At 72.7% G+C, this 16,049-nt stretch carries 15 protein-coding genes; 9 read left to right on the top strand and 6 right to left on the bottom strand.

Features of this window, described 5'->3' with window-relative positions; genetic code table 11:
• Positions 1-145 precede the first annotated feature (145 nt).
• Positions 146-1,552 (bottom strand): family 2B encapsulin nanocompartment shell protein, encoded by a 1,407-nt coding sequence (locus ACH4K1_RS20645; RefSeq protein ID WP_398090728.1) that lies wholly within the window; start codon positions 1,550-1,552, stop codon positions 146-148.
• Between the two features lie 176 nt (positions 1,553-1,728).
• Between ACH4K1_RS20645 and ACH4K1_RS20640 the strand changes: the two genes are divergently transcribed.
• From ACH4K1_RS20640 to ACH4K1_RS20630, 3 genes are all read left to right on the top strand, one after another.
• Entirely contained in the window at positions 1,729-2,232 is a 504-nt protein-coding gene (locus ACH4K1_RS20640) for an RrF2 family transcriptional regulator (protein ID WP_398090727.1), read from the top strand.
• A 104-nt stretch (positions 2,233-2,336) separates the two neighbouring features.
• On the top strand, positions 2,337-3,530 hold the full coding sequence (locus ACH4K1_RS20635) for a globin domain-containing protein (RefSeq protein WP_398090726.1): 1,194 nt from the start codon (positions 2,337-2,339) through the stop codon (positions 3,528-3,530).
• Between the two features lie 130 nt (positions 3,531-3,660).
• Positions 3,661-4,587 (top strand): 1-aminocyclopropane-1-carboxylate deaminase/D-cysteine desulfhydrase, encoded by a 927-nt coding sequence (locus tag ACH4K1_RS20630; protein ID WP_398090725.1) that lies wholly within the window; start codon positions 3,661-3,663, stop codon positions 4,585-4,587.
• Here ACH4K1_RS20630 and ACH4K1_RS20625 read toward each other — a convergent pair.
• Entirely contained in the window at positions 4,563-6,164 is a 1,602-nt protein-coding gene (locus tag ACH4K1_RS20625) for a Na+/H+ antiporter (RefSeq protein WP_398090724.1), read from the bottom strand. The two genes, ACH4K1_RS20630 and ACH4K1_RS20625, sit on opposite strands and share 25 nt — an antisense overlap.
• Before the next feature lie 35 nt (positions 6,165-6,199).
• Here ACH4K1_RS20625 and ACH4K1_RS20620 point away from each other — a divergent pair, with 35 nt between their 5' ends.
• From ACH4K1_RS20620 to ACH4K1_RS20610, 3 genes are all read left to right on the top strand, one after another.
• On the top strand, positions 6,200-6,460 hold the full coding sequence (locus tag ACH4K1_RS20620; RefSeq protein ID WP_398090723.1) for a UBP-type zinc finger domain-containing protein: 261 nt from the start codon (positions 6,200-6,202) through the stop codon (positions 6,458-6,460).
• Between the two features lie 230 nt (positions 6,461-6,690).
• Positions 6,691-7,104, top strand: coding sequence for an anti-sigma regulatory factor (locus tag ACH4K1_RS20615; RefSeq protein WP_030113604.1), 414 nt, complete (start codon positions 6,691-6,693; stop codon positions 7,102-7,104).
• Positions 7,101-8,045, top strand: coding sequence for an RNA polymerase sigma factor SigF (locus tag ACH4K1_RS20610; protein WP_398090722.1), 945 nt, complete (start codon positions 7,101-7,103; stop codon positions 8,043-8,045). Before ACH4K1_RS20615 ends, ACH4K1_RS20610 begins: the two co-directional genes overlap by 4 nt.
• Positions 8,046-8,057: 12 nt before the next feature.
• Here ACH4K1_RS20610 and ACH4K1_RS20605 read toward each other — a convergent pair whose 3' ends face one another.
• On the bottom strand, positions 8,058-8,507 hold the full coding sequence (locus ACH4K1_RS20605) for a hypothetical protein (protein WP_398090721.1): 450 nt from the start codon (positions 8,505-8,507) through the stop codon (positions 8,058-8,060).
• 161 nt (positions 8,508-8,668) lie between these two features.
• Here ACH4K1_RS20605 and ACH4K1_RS20600 point away from each other — a divergent pair, with 161 nt between their 5' ends.
• Both ACH4K1_RS20600 and ACH4K1_RS20595 read left to right on the top strand, forming a co-directional pair.
• Entirely contained in the window at positions 8,669-9,637 is a 969-nt protein-coding gene (locus ACH4K1_RS20600) for a diacylglycerol/lipid kinase family protein (RefSeq protein ID WP_398090720.1), read from the top strand.
• 321 nt (positions 9,638-9,958) lie between these two features.
• Entirely contained in the window at positions 9,959-10,216 is a 258-nt protein-coding gene (locus ACH4K1_RS20595; RefSeq protein WP_003953983.1) for a WhiB family transcriptional regulator, read from the top strand.
• A gap of 182 nt (positions 10,217-10,398) precedes the next feature.
• On the opposite strand, the gene ACH4K1_RS20590 is transcribed toward ACH4K1_RS20595, so the two are convergent.
• Both ACH4K1_RS20590 and ACH4K1_RS20585 read right to left on the bottom strand, forming a co-directional pair.
• Positions 10,399-11,865 (bottom strand): sensor histidine kinase, encoded by a 1,467-nt coding sequence (locus tag ACH4K1_RS20590; protein WP_398090836.1) that lies wholly within the window; start codon positions 11,863-11,865, stop codon positions 10,399-10,401.
• Positions 11,866-12,282: 417 nt separating this feature from the next.
• Complete coding sequence (locus ACH4K1_RS20585) at positions 12,283-13,356, bottom strand: SIS domain-containing protein (protein ID WP_398090719.1); 1,074 nt, start codon at positions 13,354-13,356, stop codon at positions 12,283-12,285.
• 228 nt (positions 13,357-13,584) lie between these two features.
• On the opposite strand from ACH4K1_RS20585, the gene nagB reads away from it, so the two are divergent.
• Positions 13,585-14,370: a glucosamine-6-phosphate deaminase gene (nagB, locus tag ACH4K1_RS20580; protein WP_145798126.1), complete on the top strand. Its 786-nt coding sequence runs from the start codon at positions 13,585-13,587 to the stop codon at positions 14,368-14,370.
• 154 nt (positions 14,371-14,524) lie between these two features.
• Here the strand turns inward: nagB and ACH4K1_RS20575 are convergent, their stop codons facing one another.
• On the bottom strand, positions 14,525-16,045 hold the full coding sequence (locus tag ACH4K1_RS20575) for a glycoside hydrolase family 3 protein (RefSeq protein WP_398090718.1): 1,521 nt from the start codon (positions 16,043-16,045) through the stop codon (positions 14,525-14,527).
• Positions 16,046-16,049 lie beyond the last annotated feature (4 nt).

Below are 16,049 nucleotides of genomic sequence, written 5' to 3'. Positions count from 1 at the left end.
TGGGCTCCTGGCGCGCCGGGCCCTGGTGCCCTACCGCGGCGGGGCCCGGGGGGGGGGGGGGGGGGTGCCCGCCGGGGGGGGGGGGGGGGGGGGGGGGCCGGGGGGGGGGGACGGCCGCCGCCGTCCCGCCCCCCGGGGACTCGGATCAGTGCCAGCGGCTGACCTCGACGTTCTCCAGCACTCCGAGGGCGTCCGGTACCAGGATGGCGGCGGAGTAGTACGCCGTCACCAGGTAGGAGATGATCGCCTGTTCGTCGATGCCCATGAAGCGGACCGAGAGGCTCGGCTCGATCTCGTCGGGGATACCGGTCTGCTGGAGGCCGATGACGCCCTGTTCGGCCTCCCCCGTCCTCATGCAGATGATGGAGGTGGTGCGGGCGTCGGAGATGGGGATCTTGTTGGAGGGGAAGATCGGCACCCCGCGCCAGGCGGGCACGTGGTGGCCGCCGACGTCGACGCTCTCGGGGACGAGCCCGCGGCGGTTGCACTCGCGGCCGAAGGCGGCGATGGCCTTGGGATGGGCGAGGAACAGCTTCGAGCCGCGGCGGCGCGAGAGCAGTTCGTCCAGGTCGTCGGGGCTGGGCGCGCCGTCGTGCGGCTGGAGCCGCTGACCGTAGTCGCAGTTGTTGAGCAGGCCGAACTCCTTGTTGTTGATGAGTTCGTGCTCCTGGCGCTCGCGCAGCGCCTCGACCGTGAGCCGCAACTGCTGCTCGGTCTGGTTCATCGGCTGGTTGTAGAGGTCGGCGACCCTGCTGTGCACCTTCAGCACCGTCTGGGCGACGCTCAGTTCGTACTCGCGGGGCGCGGCGTCGTAGTCGACGAAGGTGTGCGGGACGACCGCCTCGCCCACGTGTCCGGCGGAGAGGTCGATCGCCGCCTCGCCGTAGCGGTTGGTGCGCTGCTGCGGGATGGAGAGCAGGCCGGCGAGGTGGCCCTGCAGGGATGCGGCGCGCTCCGCGAGGTTGTACACGTCGGCACGGCTCAGGGTGAGGAGCGTGCACGGGGTGACCGTCCGGGCGGTGTACTCCCAGACGGCGTCCCCGTCGACCAGGCTCTGGTCGCCGAAGTACGCGCCGTCCGCGAGGACTCCGAGGTCGGTCTCGTCCCCGTAGGGGCCGGCGCCGATCTTGGCGACCTTGCCGTGCGCCAGCAGGAAGACGCGGTCCGCCGCGTCCCCCGAGGCGGCGAGCACCTCCCCCGCGGCCACGTCCCGCTGCTCACACCGGCGGGCGAGCTCGGCGAGGACCTCTTCGTCGCCGAAGTCCCGCAGGGCGGGCAGTTCGCCCAGCTCCGCGGGGATCACGGACACCCGGTCCCCGGTCTGGACGAAGGTCACCCGCCCGTCGCCGACCGCATAGCTGAGCCGGCGGTTCACCCGGTAGGTGCCGCCCTGCACCTGCACCCAGGGCAGCATCTTCAGCAGCCACCGGGAGGAGATCTCCTGCATCTGCGGCGCGGATTTGGTGGTCGTCGCGAGGTTCCGCGCAGCCGCCGTCCCCAGACTCTGCTGCGGCGGCGCCTGCGTGTCGCGAACCTCTTCACCAACGGACATCTGACGTCCTCTCGATCTTGGGCTGACCTGCGTGCACGAGCCTTTCAGCGCGGAGCCCGGGCCGCCATTACACAAAAGAGTGCGACTAATCCCCCTTCAGGTGGGGCATGTTGGCCCGCATCGCCGGACAGCCCCTTTAATTTGCATCAAATATGCAACTTATCTACGCTGGGCCCATGCGGTTGACGAGATTCACCGACGTGGCCCTCCGCGTCCTCATGCGGCTGGCGGTCGCGCAGGCCGGGGAGGCGCCGACCACCCGCGAGGTGGCGGCGTCCATGCGGGTTCCGTACACGCACGCCGCGAAGGTCGTCGCCCGGCTCCAGCACCTCGGCCTCCTCGACGCCCGGCGCGGTCGGGGCGGCGGGCTCGCCCTGACCTCCGTCGGCCGCTCCGCGTCGATCGGCTCGCTGGTGCGGGAGCTGGAGGGACCGCAGGAGGAGGTCGTCGAGTGCGAGGGCGAGACCCCCTGCCCCCTCCGCTCGGACTGCCGGCTGCGCGGCGCCCTGCGCCGGGCCCAGGACGCCTTCTACGCGACCCTGGAGCCGCTCACCGTCGCGGATCTCGTCGCCTCCCCCACCGGACCGCTCCTCCTGGGCATCGGCAGCGGCCCGCCGCCCGTCCGGCCCGTTCCGCCCGTCCCGTCCGACCGACCCGCCCCGCCCGACCGGCCCTCCTGAACGCGCCCGCCGCACCGGCGGGCCACCCCCTGCCCAAAAATACGCATCATCCGTACCAATTAACTGTCCGGCACCACTTCCCCCTCACCCCGAGGAGCCCCTTCATGCTCTCCGACCGTTCCGCCGCCACCGTCCGTGCCACCCTCCCCGCCGTCGGCGCGGCCATCGGGGAGATCGCGGACCTCTTCTACGAGAAGCTGTTCGCCGCCCATCCCGAGCTGCTGCGGGACCTGTTCAACCGGGGCAACCAGGCCTCCGGCGACCAGCGGAAGGCGCTGGCCGGCTCGATCGCCGCGTTCGCCACCGCACTGGTCGAGCACCCGGACACCCGGCCGGACGTGATGCTGGACCGCATCGCCCACAAGCACGCCTCGCTCGGGGTCGTCCCGGAGCAGTACGCAGTGGTGCACACCCACCTGTTCGCGGCCATCGCCGACGTCCTGGGCGACGCCGTCACCCCCGAGGTCGCCGAAGCCTGGGACGAGGTCTACTGGCTGATGGCCAACGCGCTCATCGCCGTCGAGGCGCGGCTCTACGCCCAGCAGGGCGTGACGGCGGGCGACGTGTGGCGCACCTGGGAGGTGGCCTCCCGCGTCGAGGAGACCGAGGACGTCGCCACCTTCGTGCTGAGCCCCGCCGACGACACGCCCGCACCCGCCTTCCGCCCCGGTCAGTACGTCTCCGTACAGGTGGAACTCCCGGACGGGGCCCGCCAGATACGCCAGTACAGCATCGTGGGCGCCCCCTCCGACCGGCTGCGGTCGATCGCCGTGAAGCGCGTGCGCGGGCGGGGCACGCCCGACGGCGAGGTCTCCCGCCACCTGCACGAGCACACCCGCGCGGGCGACCTGCTGCGCCTCTCCGCCCCCTACGGCGACCTGGTGCTCGACGACCTGGACGCACCCCTGCTGCTGGCCTCCGCGGGCATCGGCTGCACCCCCGTGGTGGCGATGCTGGACCACCTCGCACAGGAGGGCCACCGGGGTCCGGTCACCGTCGTGCACGGCGACCGCTCGCCGGCCGACCACGCCCTGCGCACCGACCACGCCGGGCTGACGGAGAAGCTCCCGGACGCCGAAGCGCACTTCTGGTACGAGAACCCCGAGGACGGCCACCCGGAGAACCGCACCGGCCTCGTCGACCTGGAGGGCATCACCGTACGGCCGGGGACGCACGCCTACCTGTGCGGACCGCTCCCCTTCATGCGGGCGGTCCGGGCGCGACTGCTGGAGGCGGGGGTCCGGCCGGCCGACGTCCACTACGAGGTGTTCGGCCCGGACCTGTGGCTGGCCTCCTGAGGTGCTCCGCCCGGACCTGTGGCCGGCCTCCTGAGGTGTTCCGCCCGGACCCCTGGCCGGCCTCCTCCTGAGCCGGAGCCGGCACGGCCCCGCCCCCGCTCCGGCACGGCGGACGGGCGACAATGGGCGGATGACCGGCCCGCCCCGCCCCGACGCCCTGCTGCGCCCGCGGGTGCCCTCCCCGCTGCGGGAGGTCCACGACGAGCGCTTCGCGCGCCACGGCGTACGGCTGCTCCTCAAGCGGGACGACCTGATCCACCCCGAGCTCCCGGGCAACAAGTGGCGCAAGCTCGCGCCCAACCTGGAGGCCGCCGCCGGACGGACCGTGCTCACGTTCGGCGGCGCGTACTCCAACCACCTGAGGGCCACCGCGGCGGCCGGACGGCTGCTGGGCTTCCCCACCATCGGCGTCGTCCGCGGCGACGAGCTGGCCCGCCGGCCGCTCAACCCCTCGCTGGCCCGGTGCGCGGCCGACGGCATGCGGCTGCACTTCGTGGACCGTACGACGTACCGGGCGAAGACCGCTCCCGAGGTCCTGGAGGAGCTGCGGGAGCTGTTCGGGGAGGTGGTGGTGGTCCCGGAGGGCGGCAGCAACGCCCTGGCCGCACAGGGCTGTACGGCGCTGGGGCGCGAGTTGGCCGGTGAGGTGGACGTGGCGGCGGTGGCCTGCGGGACGGGCGGCACGCTGGCCGGGCTCGCCGCCGGCCTGGACGCCGGTCAGCGGGCGCTGGGCGTGGCGGTGGTCGGCGGCGGCTTCCTGGCCGGGGAGGTGGCGCGGCTCCAGCGCGAGGCGTTCGGCTCCCCCGCCGGGGACTGGAGGCTGGAGGAGCGCTTCACCTTCGGCGGCTACGCCCGCAGGGCCCCTGAGCTGGACGCCTTCGCCGCGGACTTCGAGGAGCGGCACGGGCTGCCTGTGGAACGCGTCTACGTCGCCAAGCTGCTGTTCGGGCTGGCCGCGCTGGCCGGGGAGGGGGCGTTCGCGCCGGGCGCCCGGGTGGCCGCCGTGGTCACCGGCGCCCCGGACGGCCCGCTTCAGGGGCCGTCCGCCTCCCGGTAGGCGGCGGCCTCCTCCAGGTCCAGCCTCCGCAGCAGCGTACGCAGCATCTCGTCGTCGATCCGCCGCTCGTCGCGGAGGCCGACGAAGACCTCGCGCTCGGCCTGGATCATCTCCCGCGACAGCCGCCGGTAAGTGTCGTCCGCCGATTCGCCGGTGACCGGGTCGGCGGCGCCGAGCCGCTCCCACACGGAGTTGCGGCGGCGCTCCAGCACGGTGCGCAACCGGTCCGCCAGGGGCGGCGGGAGACTGTTGCGCGGGTCGTCGAGCAGCTCCCGCAGCCGGATCTCGGCCGCCTCGGACGCCTCGTTCTGGGCCTGCGCCTCGATGAGCGTGACCGTCTGCGGGTCGGGGCCCGGCAGCTTCAGGGCGCGGACGAGGACGGGCAGGGTCAGGCCCTGGACCACCAGGGTGCCGATGACGGTGGTGAAGGTGAGGAAGAGCACCAGGTTGCGGGCCGGGAACGGGGTGCCCTCGTGCGTGAGCACCGGGATGGAGAAGGCGACGGCGAGCGAGACGACCCCGCGCATCCCGGCCCAGCCCACGATGAGCGGCGCGGTCCAGTCCGTGCCCGGTTCGCGCTCCCGTACGCGGCGCGAGAGCCACCGGGGCAGGTAGGTGGCGGGGTAGACCCAGACGAAGCGGACCACGACGACGGCCAGGAGGACGAGGGCCGCGTACCCGAGCGCCTCCCCCACGCCGAAGGGGCCGAGCTCCTTGAGGACGAAGGGCAGCTGCAGCCCGATCAGGGCGAAGACGGCGGACTCCAGGATGAAGGCCGTCATCTTCCACACGGCCGCTTCCTGGAGGCGGGTGGCGAAGTCGACCTGCCAGGAGCGGTGGCCCAGGTAGAGGGCGACGACGACCACGGCGAGGACGCCGGAGGCGTGCACCCGTTCGGCCGCCGCGTACGCCACGAAGGGGATCAGCAGGGAGAGCGTGTTCTGCAGGAGCGCTTCCTTGAGGTGGGTGCGCAGCCAGTGCAGCGGCACCATCAGCAGCAGCCCGACGCCGACCCCGCCGACCGCGGCGAGCAGGAACTCGCCGATGCCCTCGCCCCAGCTCATCCCCTCCCCCACGGCGGCGGCCAGCGCCACCTTGAAGGCGGTGATCGCGGTGGCGTCGTTCACCAGGGACTCGCCCTGGAGGATCGTGGTCACCCGCGCGGGCAGCCCGACCCGGCGGGCGATGGCGGCGGCCGTCACGGCGTCGGGGGGAGCGACGACCGCGCCCAGGACGAGCGCGGCGGTCAGCGGCAGCTGGGGGATCGCCCGGTGCGCCAGCCAGCCGACGGCCACGGTGGCGAAGAGGGTGTAGCCCACGGAGAGCAGGGCGACCGGCCGGATGTTGGCCCGCAGATCCAGGTAGGAGCTGTCGAGGGCCGCCGTGTGGAGGAGCGGCGGGAGCAGCAGCGGGAGCACGACGTGGGCGTCCAGGTGGTACGTCGGGACGCCCGGCAGGTATCCGGCCACCAGACCCGCCGCGACCAGCACGAGCGGGGCGGGCACGGGCGTGCGGCGGGCGGCCCCGGCCACCGCCGCGCCGACCGCGACCAGGGCGATCAGCGGCAGCGCGTCCATCACACCGTCCTCGGTTCCGTCGTAACCTGCCCATCATGAGCGAGTGCGCGCACACAGCGGATCTGCCACGCCCCGAGCCCGTGCCGCTCGGCGGGACGTGCCCCGAGTGCCTGGAGGCCGGAACCCACCCCGTGCAGCTGCGGCTCTGTCTGACCTGCGGGCACGTCGGCTGCTGCGATTCGTCGCCGCTGCGGCACGCCACCGGCCACTTCCGGGCGACCGGCCACCCCGTGATGCGGAGCTTCGAGCCGGGCGAGAGCTGGCGCTGGTGCTTCGAGGACGGTTCGATCGTCTGAGGCCTGGGTACGTCAATGCGGCGCTGGTTCTTCGCAATTGGCCGCCGCAGACCCCTAGCCACTGTCCGTACGCATGGACTTACCATGAGTGACGGGCGGAGGGTGGGGTCCGTACGACACGGCATCATGGATCCGATAACGTCGCCGGGCCGAGAACCGTCGACGGACCGCATGGCTCCGGGCGCCCTTCCCGGAACCTCGAAAGAGTTTGTGCCACCTTGGAGGTGAGGGTGTCCCAGATCGCAGGCGAGCCCGGGAGTCAGGACTTCGTGGAAGTCCGGCTGCCCGCTGCGGGTGCCTACCTGTCGGTGCTGCGGACGGCCACGGCCGGTCTCGCAGCGCGTTTGGACTTCACTCTCGACGAGATCGAGGATCTCCGTATCGCGGTCGACGAGGCCTGCGCGATCCTGCTCCAGCAGGCCGTGCCGGGCTCCGTCCTCAGTTGCGTCTTCCGCCTGGTCGACGACTCGCTCGAAGTGACGGTGTCGGCGCCCACCACGGACGGCCGGGCGCCCGAGCGCGACACCTTCGCCTGGACGGTGCTCTCCGCACTGGCGGGCAAGGTCGACTCCACGGTCGCGGACGACCGTACGGTCAGCATCAGCCTCTACAAACAGCGCGGCGCGGGCCCCGGGCCGGCGTGAGCGACGGAAACGGGGACGGTCCTGTGCGGGACGAGACTTTCCGGTCCGGGGCAGTGCACCCAGCGGGCATCCCGGAGCAGCAGGCCCGGCCGCATCCGGAGGGGCCCGAGCGCCCCGACGTCGCGGTGGAGGAGCAGTCGCAGGCAGAGCGGGCGGGCCAGATGAGCGAGCACGGGCACCACGATCCACACGACCGCAGCGGGGCGCGGGCCCTGTTCTACGAGCTGCGGGCGCTGCCCGACGGTTCGGCGGAGAAGGCCGAGCTGCGGAACCGGCTGGTGCGCATGCATCTGCCGCTGGTGGAGCACCTGGCCCGCCGCTTCCGCAACCGGGGCGAGCCGCTGGACGACCTGACCCAGGTCGCCACGATCGGGCTGATCAAGTCCGTGGACCGGTTCGACCCGGACCGGGGGGTGGAGTTCTCCACGTACGCCACCCCCACGGTGGTCGGCGAGATCAAGCGCCACTTCCGGGACAAGGGCTGGGCGGTGCGGGTGCCGCGCCGCCTCCAGGAGCTGCGGCTGTCGCTGACCACGGCCACCGCGGAGCTCTCCCAGCAGCACGGGCGCTCGCCGACGGTGCACGAGCTGGCCGAGCGGCTGGGCATCTCCGAGGAGGAGGTGCTGGAGGGCCTGGAGTCGGCCAACGCGTACAGCACGCTCTCGCTGGACGTGCCGGACACCGACGACGAGTCGCCGGCGGTGGCGGACACGCTGGGCTCGGAGGACGAGGCGCTGGAGGGCGTGGAGTACCGGGAGTCGCTCAAGCCGCTCCTGGAGGGCCTGCCGCCGCGCGAGAAGCGCATCCTGCTGCTGCGTTTCTTCGGGAACATGACGCAGTCGCAGATCGCGCAGGAGGTCGGCATCTCGCAGATGCACGTCTCGCGGCTGCTGGCCCGCACCCTCGCGCAGCTGCGCGAGCGGCTGCTCGTCGAGGAGTAGGGGCCGTACGGGTCAGGCGTCGGGGGCCGCGCCCGGCCCCCGGCGGATGCCCAGGTCCCGGGTGGTCGCCGGATTCAGCACGAGGACGAGGCCGGTGACGGCGACCACCGCCACGACGATCCCGAGGGGGATCAGCGCGCCCTGCGAGCGCAGCAGCGTCCAGGCCACCGGCAGGGCCATGATCTGGGTGATCAGCGCGGGCCCCCGGCTCCAGCCGCGCAGCAGCAGCAGCCCGCGGGCGGCGATCAGCGGGATCGCGCCGAGGGCGACCAGGGTGATGCCGACCGTCTCCGCCTGCTGGGTGCTCTCCAGCTTCCCGAGCAACCCCATGACCAGCAGGTAGAGGCCGCCGACGACGAGCGCCGCGCCTTCGAGGGCGCTGACGCCCGCGAGGGCCGTGATCCGGGTCGGCCGCTTTGCTGCGGAGGGCGCCGGGCTGGACGGGGTCGCTTCAGTGCTCACGCCTTTCAGGTTGGCATCCCCGGGGCCCGGAAGTGAAGCCGGGGTGGGCGGCGCCCCGGCGCGTTCGACGAGCGCGGGGCAGACCGTCACGTTGCGTGACGGTCGGGGTCGTCGTCCACCGTGACTTCGGCACGAACCGCCCGGTAGGTAGGCTGGCGGTCATGCGCGCACTCCTCGTGGTCAACCCAGCCGCCACCACCACCAGTGCCCGCACCCGTGACGTGCTCATCCACGCGCTGGCCAGCGAGATGAAGCTGGAGGCGGTGACCACGGAGTACCGGGGGCACGCACGGGACCTGGGCCGGCGGGCCGCGGACAGCGACGACATCGACCTGGTGGTCGCCCTCGGCGGGGACGGCACGGTGAACGAGGTCGTGAACGGGCTGCTGCACCGCGGTCCGGACCCGGAAGGGCTGCCGAAGCTCGCCGTGGTGCCGGGCGGGTCCACCAATGTCTTCGCGCGCGCCCTGGGGCTGCCGAACGACGCGGTGGAGGCGACCGGTGCGATTCTGGACGCCCTGGAGAAACGGACCGAACGCACGGTCGGGCTCGGCCTGGCGGCCGGCACCCCGGGCACCGAGGACGAAGCCGTTCCCGAACGCTGGTTCACTTTCTGCGCCGGTCTCGGATTCGACGCCGGAGTGGTCGGCCGGGTCGAACAGAAACGCGAGACCGGAAAGCGGTCGACGCACGCCCTGTATGTGCGCCAGGTGGTGCGGCAGTTCCTGAACGAAGCCCACCGCAGACACGGGACGATCACGCTGGAGGAGCCCGGCCGGGAGCCGGTGACCGACCTCGCGCTCTCCATAGTCTGCAACACCGCCCCCTGGACCTACCTGGGCAATCGTCCGGTCTACGCCTCGCCGAAGGCGTCCTTCGACACCGCGCTGGACGTGCTCGGACTGAAGCGGCTGTCCACCCCGGCGGTGGCCCGCTACGGCACCCAGCTGCTCACGTCGAGCCCCGAGCGGGGGCCTCGCGGAAAGCACGCTGTTTCACGTCATGACCTCACGGACTTCACCTTGCATTCAAAGGTCCCACTGCCCTTCCAGATGGACGGCGACCACCTGGGACTGCGTACGAGCGTGACGTTCACAGGCGTACGCCGTGCACTGCGTGTGATTGTGTGAGTGGAAGGGTCGAAAGTCCTTTAACTCGAACGTTTGGCCAGGGTTCCACCCCTAAGAAGTGCGCCTGTGACCTAGTCGACACCGAGGAATCAAAAAAAACTTTCCAGAAGGGGTTGTATCCGCCGCCGAGGTTTGCGAATCTCTACATGGCGATCGGGACGGCCCGCAGCATCGGCCTCCACTGAGAGTCAGAACCCCTCCTCACCATCACGTGACCACACCCAGTACTTCTGGGGGTCGGCCCGTCATCTACGGGGGGATTCGTGAAAGCGTTCACATTCACAAGCAACAAGCGTGTAATACCAAGGAGAGGTAGCAGCCATGGACTGGCGTCACAACGCCGTTTGTCGTGAGGAAGACCCCGAGCTGTTCTTCCCCATCGGCAACACCGGTCCTGCGCTGCTGCAGATCGAGGAAGCCAAGGCTGTCTGCCGCCGCTGCCCCGTCATGGAGCAGTGCCTGCAGTGGGCGCTCGAGTCCGGCCAGGACTCCGGCGTCTGGGGTGGCCTCAGCGAGGACGAGCGCCGCGCGATGAAGCGCCGTGCCGCTCGCAACCGGGCGCGCAACGCAAGCGCCTGAGCGAGAACCGCACCAAGCCACAGCCCGGCGGCGCGTACAGAGCGTACGCACAGCCCCGCCTTCGAGTCGCAGCGCGCAGTACCCCGGAGCGCATCGCAACGTGAGCATCACGGAGCGGGCCCGGACCGTCACCACGGTCCGGGCCCGCTTCGCTGTGTGCGCTCCCGTCCCCCGGCCCCGCCTTACTTGTCCGCGCGGACCGGGAGGTCCAGCACCACCTGGGTGCCGCGTCCGGGGGCCGGGACCATGCCGAACGTGCCGCCCAACTCCCCCTCCACCAGCGTCCGTACGATCTGGAGGCCGAGGTTGCCCGCCTGCTGCGGGTCGAACCCCTCGGGCAGCCCCCGCCCGTCGTCGGTGACGGTGATCAGCAGCCGGCCCTCGGTGGGCGATCCACCGCGCACGGCGGAGACCTCCACCGTGCCGCGCTCGGCCACGGCGAAGGCGTGCTCCAGCGCGTTCTGCAGCACTTCGGTCAGCACCATCGAGAGCGGGGTGGCGACTTCGGCGTCGAGGATGCCGAAGCGTCCGGTGCGACGGCAGATCACCTTGCCCGGGGAGATCTCCGAGACCATCGCGATGACCCGGTCGGCGATCTCGTCGAACTCGACCCGCTCGTCCAGGTTCTGGGACAGCGTCTCATGGACGATGGCGATCGAACCGACGCGCCGGACCGCCTCGTTGAGCGCCTCGCGGCCCTGCTCGGAGTCCATCCGCCGGGCCTGAAGCCGCAACAGGGCGGCCACCGTCTGGAGGTTGTTCTTCACCCGGTGGTGGATCTCCCGGATGGTGGCGTCCTTGGTGATCAACTCGCGTTCGCGGCGGCGCAGTTCGGTGACGTCCCGGAGCAGGACCAGGGAGCCGATGCGAACGCCCTTGGGCTTGAGCGGGATGGCCCGGAGCTGGATCACCCCGCCCGCGCACTCCACCTCGAACTCGCGCGGCGCGTAACCGCTGGCCACCTTGACCAGGGCCTCGTCCACCGGCCCGCGGGACGGGGCCAGTTCGGCGGTGGTGGTGCCGAGGTGGTGGCCGACCAGGTCGGAGGCGAGGCCGAGACGGTGGTAGGCGGAGAGGCCGTTGGGGCTGGCGTACTGGACGATCCCGTCGGCGTCGAGCCGGATCAGCCCGTCGCCCACGCGCGGGGAGGCGTCCATGTCGACCTGCTGGCCCGGGAAGGGGAAGGACCCCGCGGCGATCATCTGGGCCAGGTCGGAGGCGGACTGGAGGTAGGTGAGCTCCAGCCGGGAGGGGGTGCGCACGGTGAGCAGGTTGGTGTTGCGGGCGATGACGCCGAGCACCCGGCCGTCGCGGCGCACGGGGATGGACTCGACCCGTACGGGCACCTCCTCGCGCCACTCCGGATCGCCCTCGCGCACGATCCGACCCTCGTCCAGGGCCGCGTCCAGCAGCGGGCGGCGGCCGCGCGGCACCAGGTGGCCGACCATGTCGTCCTGGTAGGAGGTGGGGCCGGTGTTGGGGCGCATCTGGGCGACGGAGACGTACCGCGTGCCGTCGCGGGTCGGAACCCAGAGCACGAGGTCGGCGAAGGAGAGGTCGGAGAGCAGCTGCCACTCCGAGACCAGCAGGTGGAGCCATTCGAGGTCGGTGTCGCTCAGGGCGGTGTGCTGGCGGACGAGGTCGTTCATGGAGGGCACGTGTGGAGCGTACCCGGGGTGGCCGAAAGCGTTCGAACCGAGCGGCCCGGTGGGCCGTGCCGGGGAACGACGGCGCGGCAACCGCATGGACAGGCCCGGCGCCGGGCCCGAGAATGTCGCGCACACGGATGGACACGGGCAATTGGTCTAGTCCACAATGGGCAGCACGACCTCCACTCTCCCCGCACAGGAGAGTGGACCGAGGCACCCGGCGCTCTCTGCCCTGACTGCGCCGGCGCCTCCCGTGGCCGGGGGCACCGCACACCGCCGGCCAGGTAGCTCCGGGCTGCGGTGCCGGACGGGCTGAGGGTCCCGTCCCGGCGCCGCGGCCCGCGGGTGTTCCCGGGCCGGGCCGGCCGCCTCCCGCGCCGGTCCGCTTCCGGGGCGTACGGAGCGCGGGCCTCCCCTTCAGCGGGTCTCGGTGACCTTGGCCAGGGCGCGGGGCGCGTCCGGGTCCTGGCCCCGGGCGATCGTCACCTCGTACGCCAGCATCTGCAGCGGCAGGATCTCCAGGATCGGCTGCACCTCCTCCGCGACCCCTGCCGTGGGCAGCGAGAAGCCGGCCGACGCGGCTTCCACCTGGGCCTTGGGGCCGACCACGAAGAGGTCCGCGCCGCGCCCGCGCAGCCGGTCCAGCACCGGTTGGAGGGCCTCGCCGCCCCGGCCGTCGGTGACCACGGCGATCACCGGGGAGATGTTGTCGACCATCGCCAGCGGACCGTGCAGCAGATCCGCCCCGGAGTAGGAGAGGGCCGGGATGTAGCTGGTCTCCATCAGCTTGAGGGCCGCCTCCTTGGCCGTGGGGTAGCCGTAGCCCCGCGAGGTGATCACCATGCGCTCGGCGAAGCGGTAGCGGGAGGCCAGCGCCTTGACCTCGGCCCGGCGGCCCAGGATCGCGCCCGCGAGGTCGGGCAGCCCCGCGGCGGCCCCGGTGCCGTCGCGGCCGCCCAGCCCCTCCACGAAGAGGTACAGGGAGAGCAGGGAGGCGGTGTACGTCTTGGTGGCCGGGAGCGCCCTCTCCGGGCCCGCCATGATGTCGATGTGGTACTCGGAGACGGCGGCGAGCGCGGAGTCCGGGTTGTTGGTGACGGCCAGCGTGACGGCCCCGGCCTCCCGGGCGGCACGGGTGGAGGCCACCAGGTCCGGCGAGCCGCCCGACTGGCTGACGGTGACCACCAGGACGTCCCGCAGGTCCGGACGGGCGCCGTAGGCCGTCGTGGTGGACATGGAGGCCAGTCCGCAGGGCAGCCCGCAGCCGATCTCCAGCAGGTACTTCGCGTACAGCGCCGCGTTGTCGGACGTGCCCCGGGCGGCGAGCAGGACGAACCGGGGGTTGCGGGCGGCGATCTCGGCGGCCGTCTCGCGGATGCGGGGCGCGCCCTTCTCCAGGATGCGCCGCAGCACGGCTGGCTGCTCGGCCATCTCGCCGGACATGATGCGGCCGGGCTCGTCGCCCGGGCCGACCGGAGGGGCGGCGGACATGGGGGCCTCCTGGACTGTCGGCGTCGGCGTACGGGACGGCGCGGGCGCGGGTGGGCGATCGGCGCCGTACCGGACAAGTCGACCAGGCAATGGCCCCGACCGCCAGCGGACCGGGGCGACGCGGCGCCGATCTGCGGAGGGTTCACCGTACGGCTGCCCGATTCTGCTAAATTGGGAGATTGATTGGTCTATACCACCTCCTCCCCTAGTCAGATCGGCAGGCACAGCGTGGAAGTTGTCATCGTCCCGGACGCCACGGCAGGCGGCGAACTGATCGCGGAGGCCATCGCCGCACTGCTCGACCGCAAGCCCGACGCCCTGCTCGGTGTCGCCACCGGCTCGACCCCGCTGCCCATCTACCGTGCGCTCGCCGCGAAGGTCGCCTCCGGCGCGGTGGACGCCTCGCGCGCCCGGATCTGCCAGCTCGACGAGTACGTCGGGCTGCCGGCGGGCCACCCGGAGTCGTACCGCTCCGTGGTGCTGCGCGAGGTGATCGAGCCGCTCGGGCTCTCCGAGGCGTCCTTCCTGGGCCCCGACGGCTCGGCCGAGGACGTCCAGGCCGCCTGTGAGGCGTACGACCGGGCGCTAGCGGAGGCGGGCGGAGTCGACCTCCAGCTGCTGGGCATCGGCACCGACGGGCACATCGGCTTCAACGAGCCGTGCTCCTCGCTGGCCTCGCGCACCCGGATCAAGACGCTGACCGAGCAGACCAGGATCGACAACGCGCGCTTCTTCGACGACGACATCGAGCAGGTGCCCCACCACGTGATCACGCAGGGCATCGGGACGATCCTGGACGCCCGCCACCCGATCCTGCTGGCCACCGGCGAGGGCAAGGCGGAGGCCGTCGCCCAGACGGTGGAGGGGCCGGTCGCCTCGATCGTGCCGGCCTCGGCGCTCCAGCTGCACCCGCACGCGACCGTGGTGGTGGACGAGGCCGCGGCGTCGAAGCTGAAGCTGGCGGACTACTTCCGCGCCACGTACGCGGCCAAGCCCGCGTGGCAGGGGCTGTAGGGGCCGCCCCTCCCCCGGCACGGCTCAGGGCCGGGACACCGTCGCGGTGTCCCGGCCCTGAGCCGTGCGGTCAGACGGGCGCCTGCGGGGTGCGGCCCGCCCGGCGCGAGGCTCTGTCCTCGATCGCCGGACGGGCCTGTTCCCGGCCCTCGCGTCAGCCCGTCAGCGCTTCCGCCGCCGCCAGGCCGCAGACGCGGGCCGCACCGTGGGTGGCCAGGTGCAGCGCGCCCCGGGGGGCCGCCTGGGGCAGGCCCATCTCGACCACGACCGTGTCCGGGCGGGCCGCCAGCAGGGCGTCGAGCGCCGCGCTCATCCAGGCGTGCCGGTGCTCGTCGCGGACGACGGCGACGATGCGCCGCTCCCCCGCCGCGGCGAGGACCGCCTCCGCCGGAGCGGTGCTCCCCTCGGTGTAGGCGCCCGCCCCGGTACCGGGCAGGAGCCTCTCCAGCTCGGCGGCGACGCCCCACGGGGTCTCCGCGCCGACCGCGATGTTCGCCTCGGCCCCGAACGAGGCGACGTACGCCGCCCCGGTCAGCCGGTCGCCGGAGCCGGTCACCCGGAGTGCGCGGCGGGCGGCGACCAGGCCGATGTCGGAGCTGACTCCAGTGCCGGGCGCGGTCCCCTCCTGCACTGCCGCGCCCGGCCCCGGGACATCCCCCCGGGCCCTCCGCGTCCAGGACGCGAGGGCTCGTACACGGGCGGCCGCGTCGGCGAGCCGCTCCTCGGTCAGCTCTCCGTCGCGCACGGCGGCGACGAGGGCGTCGCGCAGCCGCAGCACCGTCTCCTCGTCGGCCAGGCCGCCGCCCACACAGATGGCGTCGGCGCCCGCCGCGAGGGCGAGGACGGACCCGCGCTCGATGCCGTACGTACCGGCGATGGCGTCCATCTCCACCGCGTCGGTGACGATCAGGCCGTCGTACCCCAGCTCCTGGCGCAGCAGGCCGGTGAGGATCTGCGGGCTCAGGGTCGCCGGGCGGTCCGGGTCGAGCGCAGGGAGAAGGATATGCGCGCTCATCACCGATTTGGAACCCGCGGCGATGGCCGCCCGGAAGGGCACCAGCTCACGGGCGTGCAGGGTGTCCAGGTCCACGTCGATGCGGGGCAGCGCGAGGTGCGAGTCGACCGCGGTGTCGCCGTGCCCGGGGAAGTGCTTGGTGCAGGCGGCGACGCCGGCGGCCTGGAGCCCCTCGATGTACGCGGCGGTGTGCCGGGCGGCCAGCCGGGTGTCGGCCCCGAAGGAGCGCACGCCGATGACCGGGTTGTCCGGGTTGGAGTTGACGTCGGCGGACGGCGCCCAGTTGAGGTTGACGCCGCACTCGGCGAGCCGGCGGCCCAGCTCCTGGGCGACGGCCCGGGTGAGGTGGACGTCGTCCACCGCGCCGAGCGCGAGGTTGCCGGGGAACGAGGAGCCGTGCGTGACCTCCAGCCGGGTCACGTCGCCGCCCTCCTCGTCGATGGCGACGAGGACGTCCTCCCGCTCGGAGCGCAGCCGGGCGGTGAGGGCGGTGAGCTGCTCGGGCGAGGTGATGTTGCGGCCGAACAGCCCGACGGAGGCCAGCCCCTCACCGACCCGGCGCAGCAGCCAGTCCGGTGCGGTGGTGCCGGTGAACCCCGGCTGGAGCACCGCGAGCGCGTCGCGCGTCAGGGTGTCCGTGGTGGAGACGAGGGTGGTCATGGGC

Origin of the sequence: Streptomyces sp. NPDC017448 (assembly GCF_044330565.1) — a bacterium.
In the GTDB taxonomy this organism is placed as follows: Bacteria; Actinomycetota; Actinomycetes; order Streptomycetales; family Streptomycetaceae; genus Streptomyces.
The sequence above is the reverse complement of the archived record's forward strand: the minus strand, read 5'-3'. Positions and strand labels throughout refer to the sequence as shown.

Excerpts from the sequence above, each read along its gene's own strand:
- ACH4K1_RS20590 (WP_398090836.1), bottom strand. The coding sequence starts at position 11,865 with ATGAACGACCTCGTCCGCCAGCACACCGCCCTGAGCGACACCGACCTC.
- ACH4K1_RS20625 (WP_398090724.1), bottom strand. The coding sequence starts at position 6,164 with ATGGACGCGCTGCCGCTGATCGCCCTGGTCGCGGTCGGCGCGGCGGTG.
- ACH4K1_RS20600 (WP_398090720.1), top strand. The coding sequence starts at position 8,669 with ATGCGCGCACTCCTCGTGGTCAACCCAGCCGCCACCACCACCAGTGCC.
- ACH4K1_RS20645 (WP_398090728.1), bottom strand. The coding sequence starts at position 1,552 with ATGTCCGTTGGTGAAGAGGTTCGCGACACGCAGGCGCCGCCGCAGCAG.
- ACH4K1_RS20575 (WP_398090718.1), bottom strand. The coding sequence starts at position 16,045 with ATGACCACCCTCGTCTCCACCACGGACACCCTGACGCGCGACGCGCTC.
- ACH4K1_RS20620 (WP_398090723.1), top strand. The coding sequence starts at position 6,200 with ATGAGCGAGTGCGCGCACACAGCGGATCTGCCACGCCCCGAGCCCGTG.
- ACH4K1_RS20635 (WP_398090726.1), top strand. The coding sequence starts at position 2,337 with ATGCTCTCCGACCGTTCCGCCGCCACCGTCCGTGCCACCCTCCCCGCC.
- ACH4K1_RS20595 (WP_003953983.1), top strand. The coding sequence starts at position 9,959 with ATGGACTGGCGTCACAACGCCGTTTGTCGTGAGGAAGACCCCGAGCTG.
- ACH4K1_RS20640 (WP_398090727.1), top strand. The coding sequence starts at position 1,729 with ATGCGGTTGACGAGATTCACCGACGTGGCCCTCCGCGTCCTCATGCGG.
- ACH4K1_RS20630 (WP_398090725.1), top strand. The coding sequence starts at position 3,661 with ATGACCGGCCCGCCCCGCCCCGACGCCCTGCTGCGCCCGCGGGTGCCC.
- ACH4K1_RS20585 (WP_398090719.1), bottom strand. The coding sequence starts at position 13,356 with ATGTCCGCCGCCCCTCCGGTCGGCCCGGGCGACGAGCCCGGCCGCATC.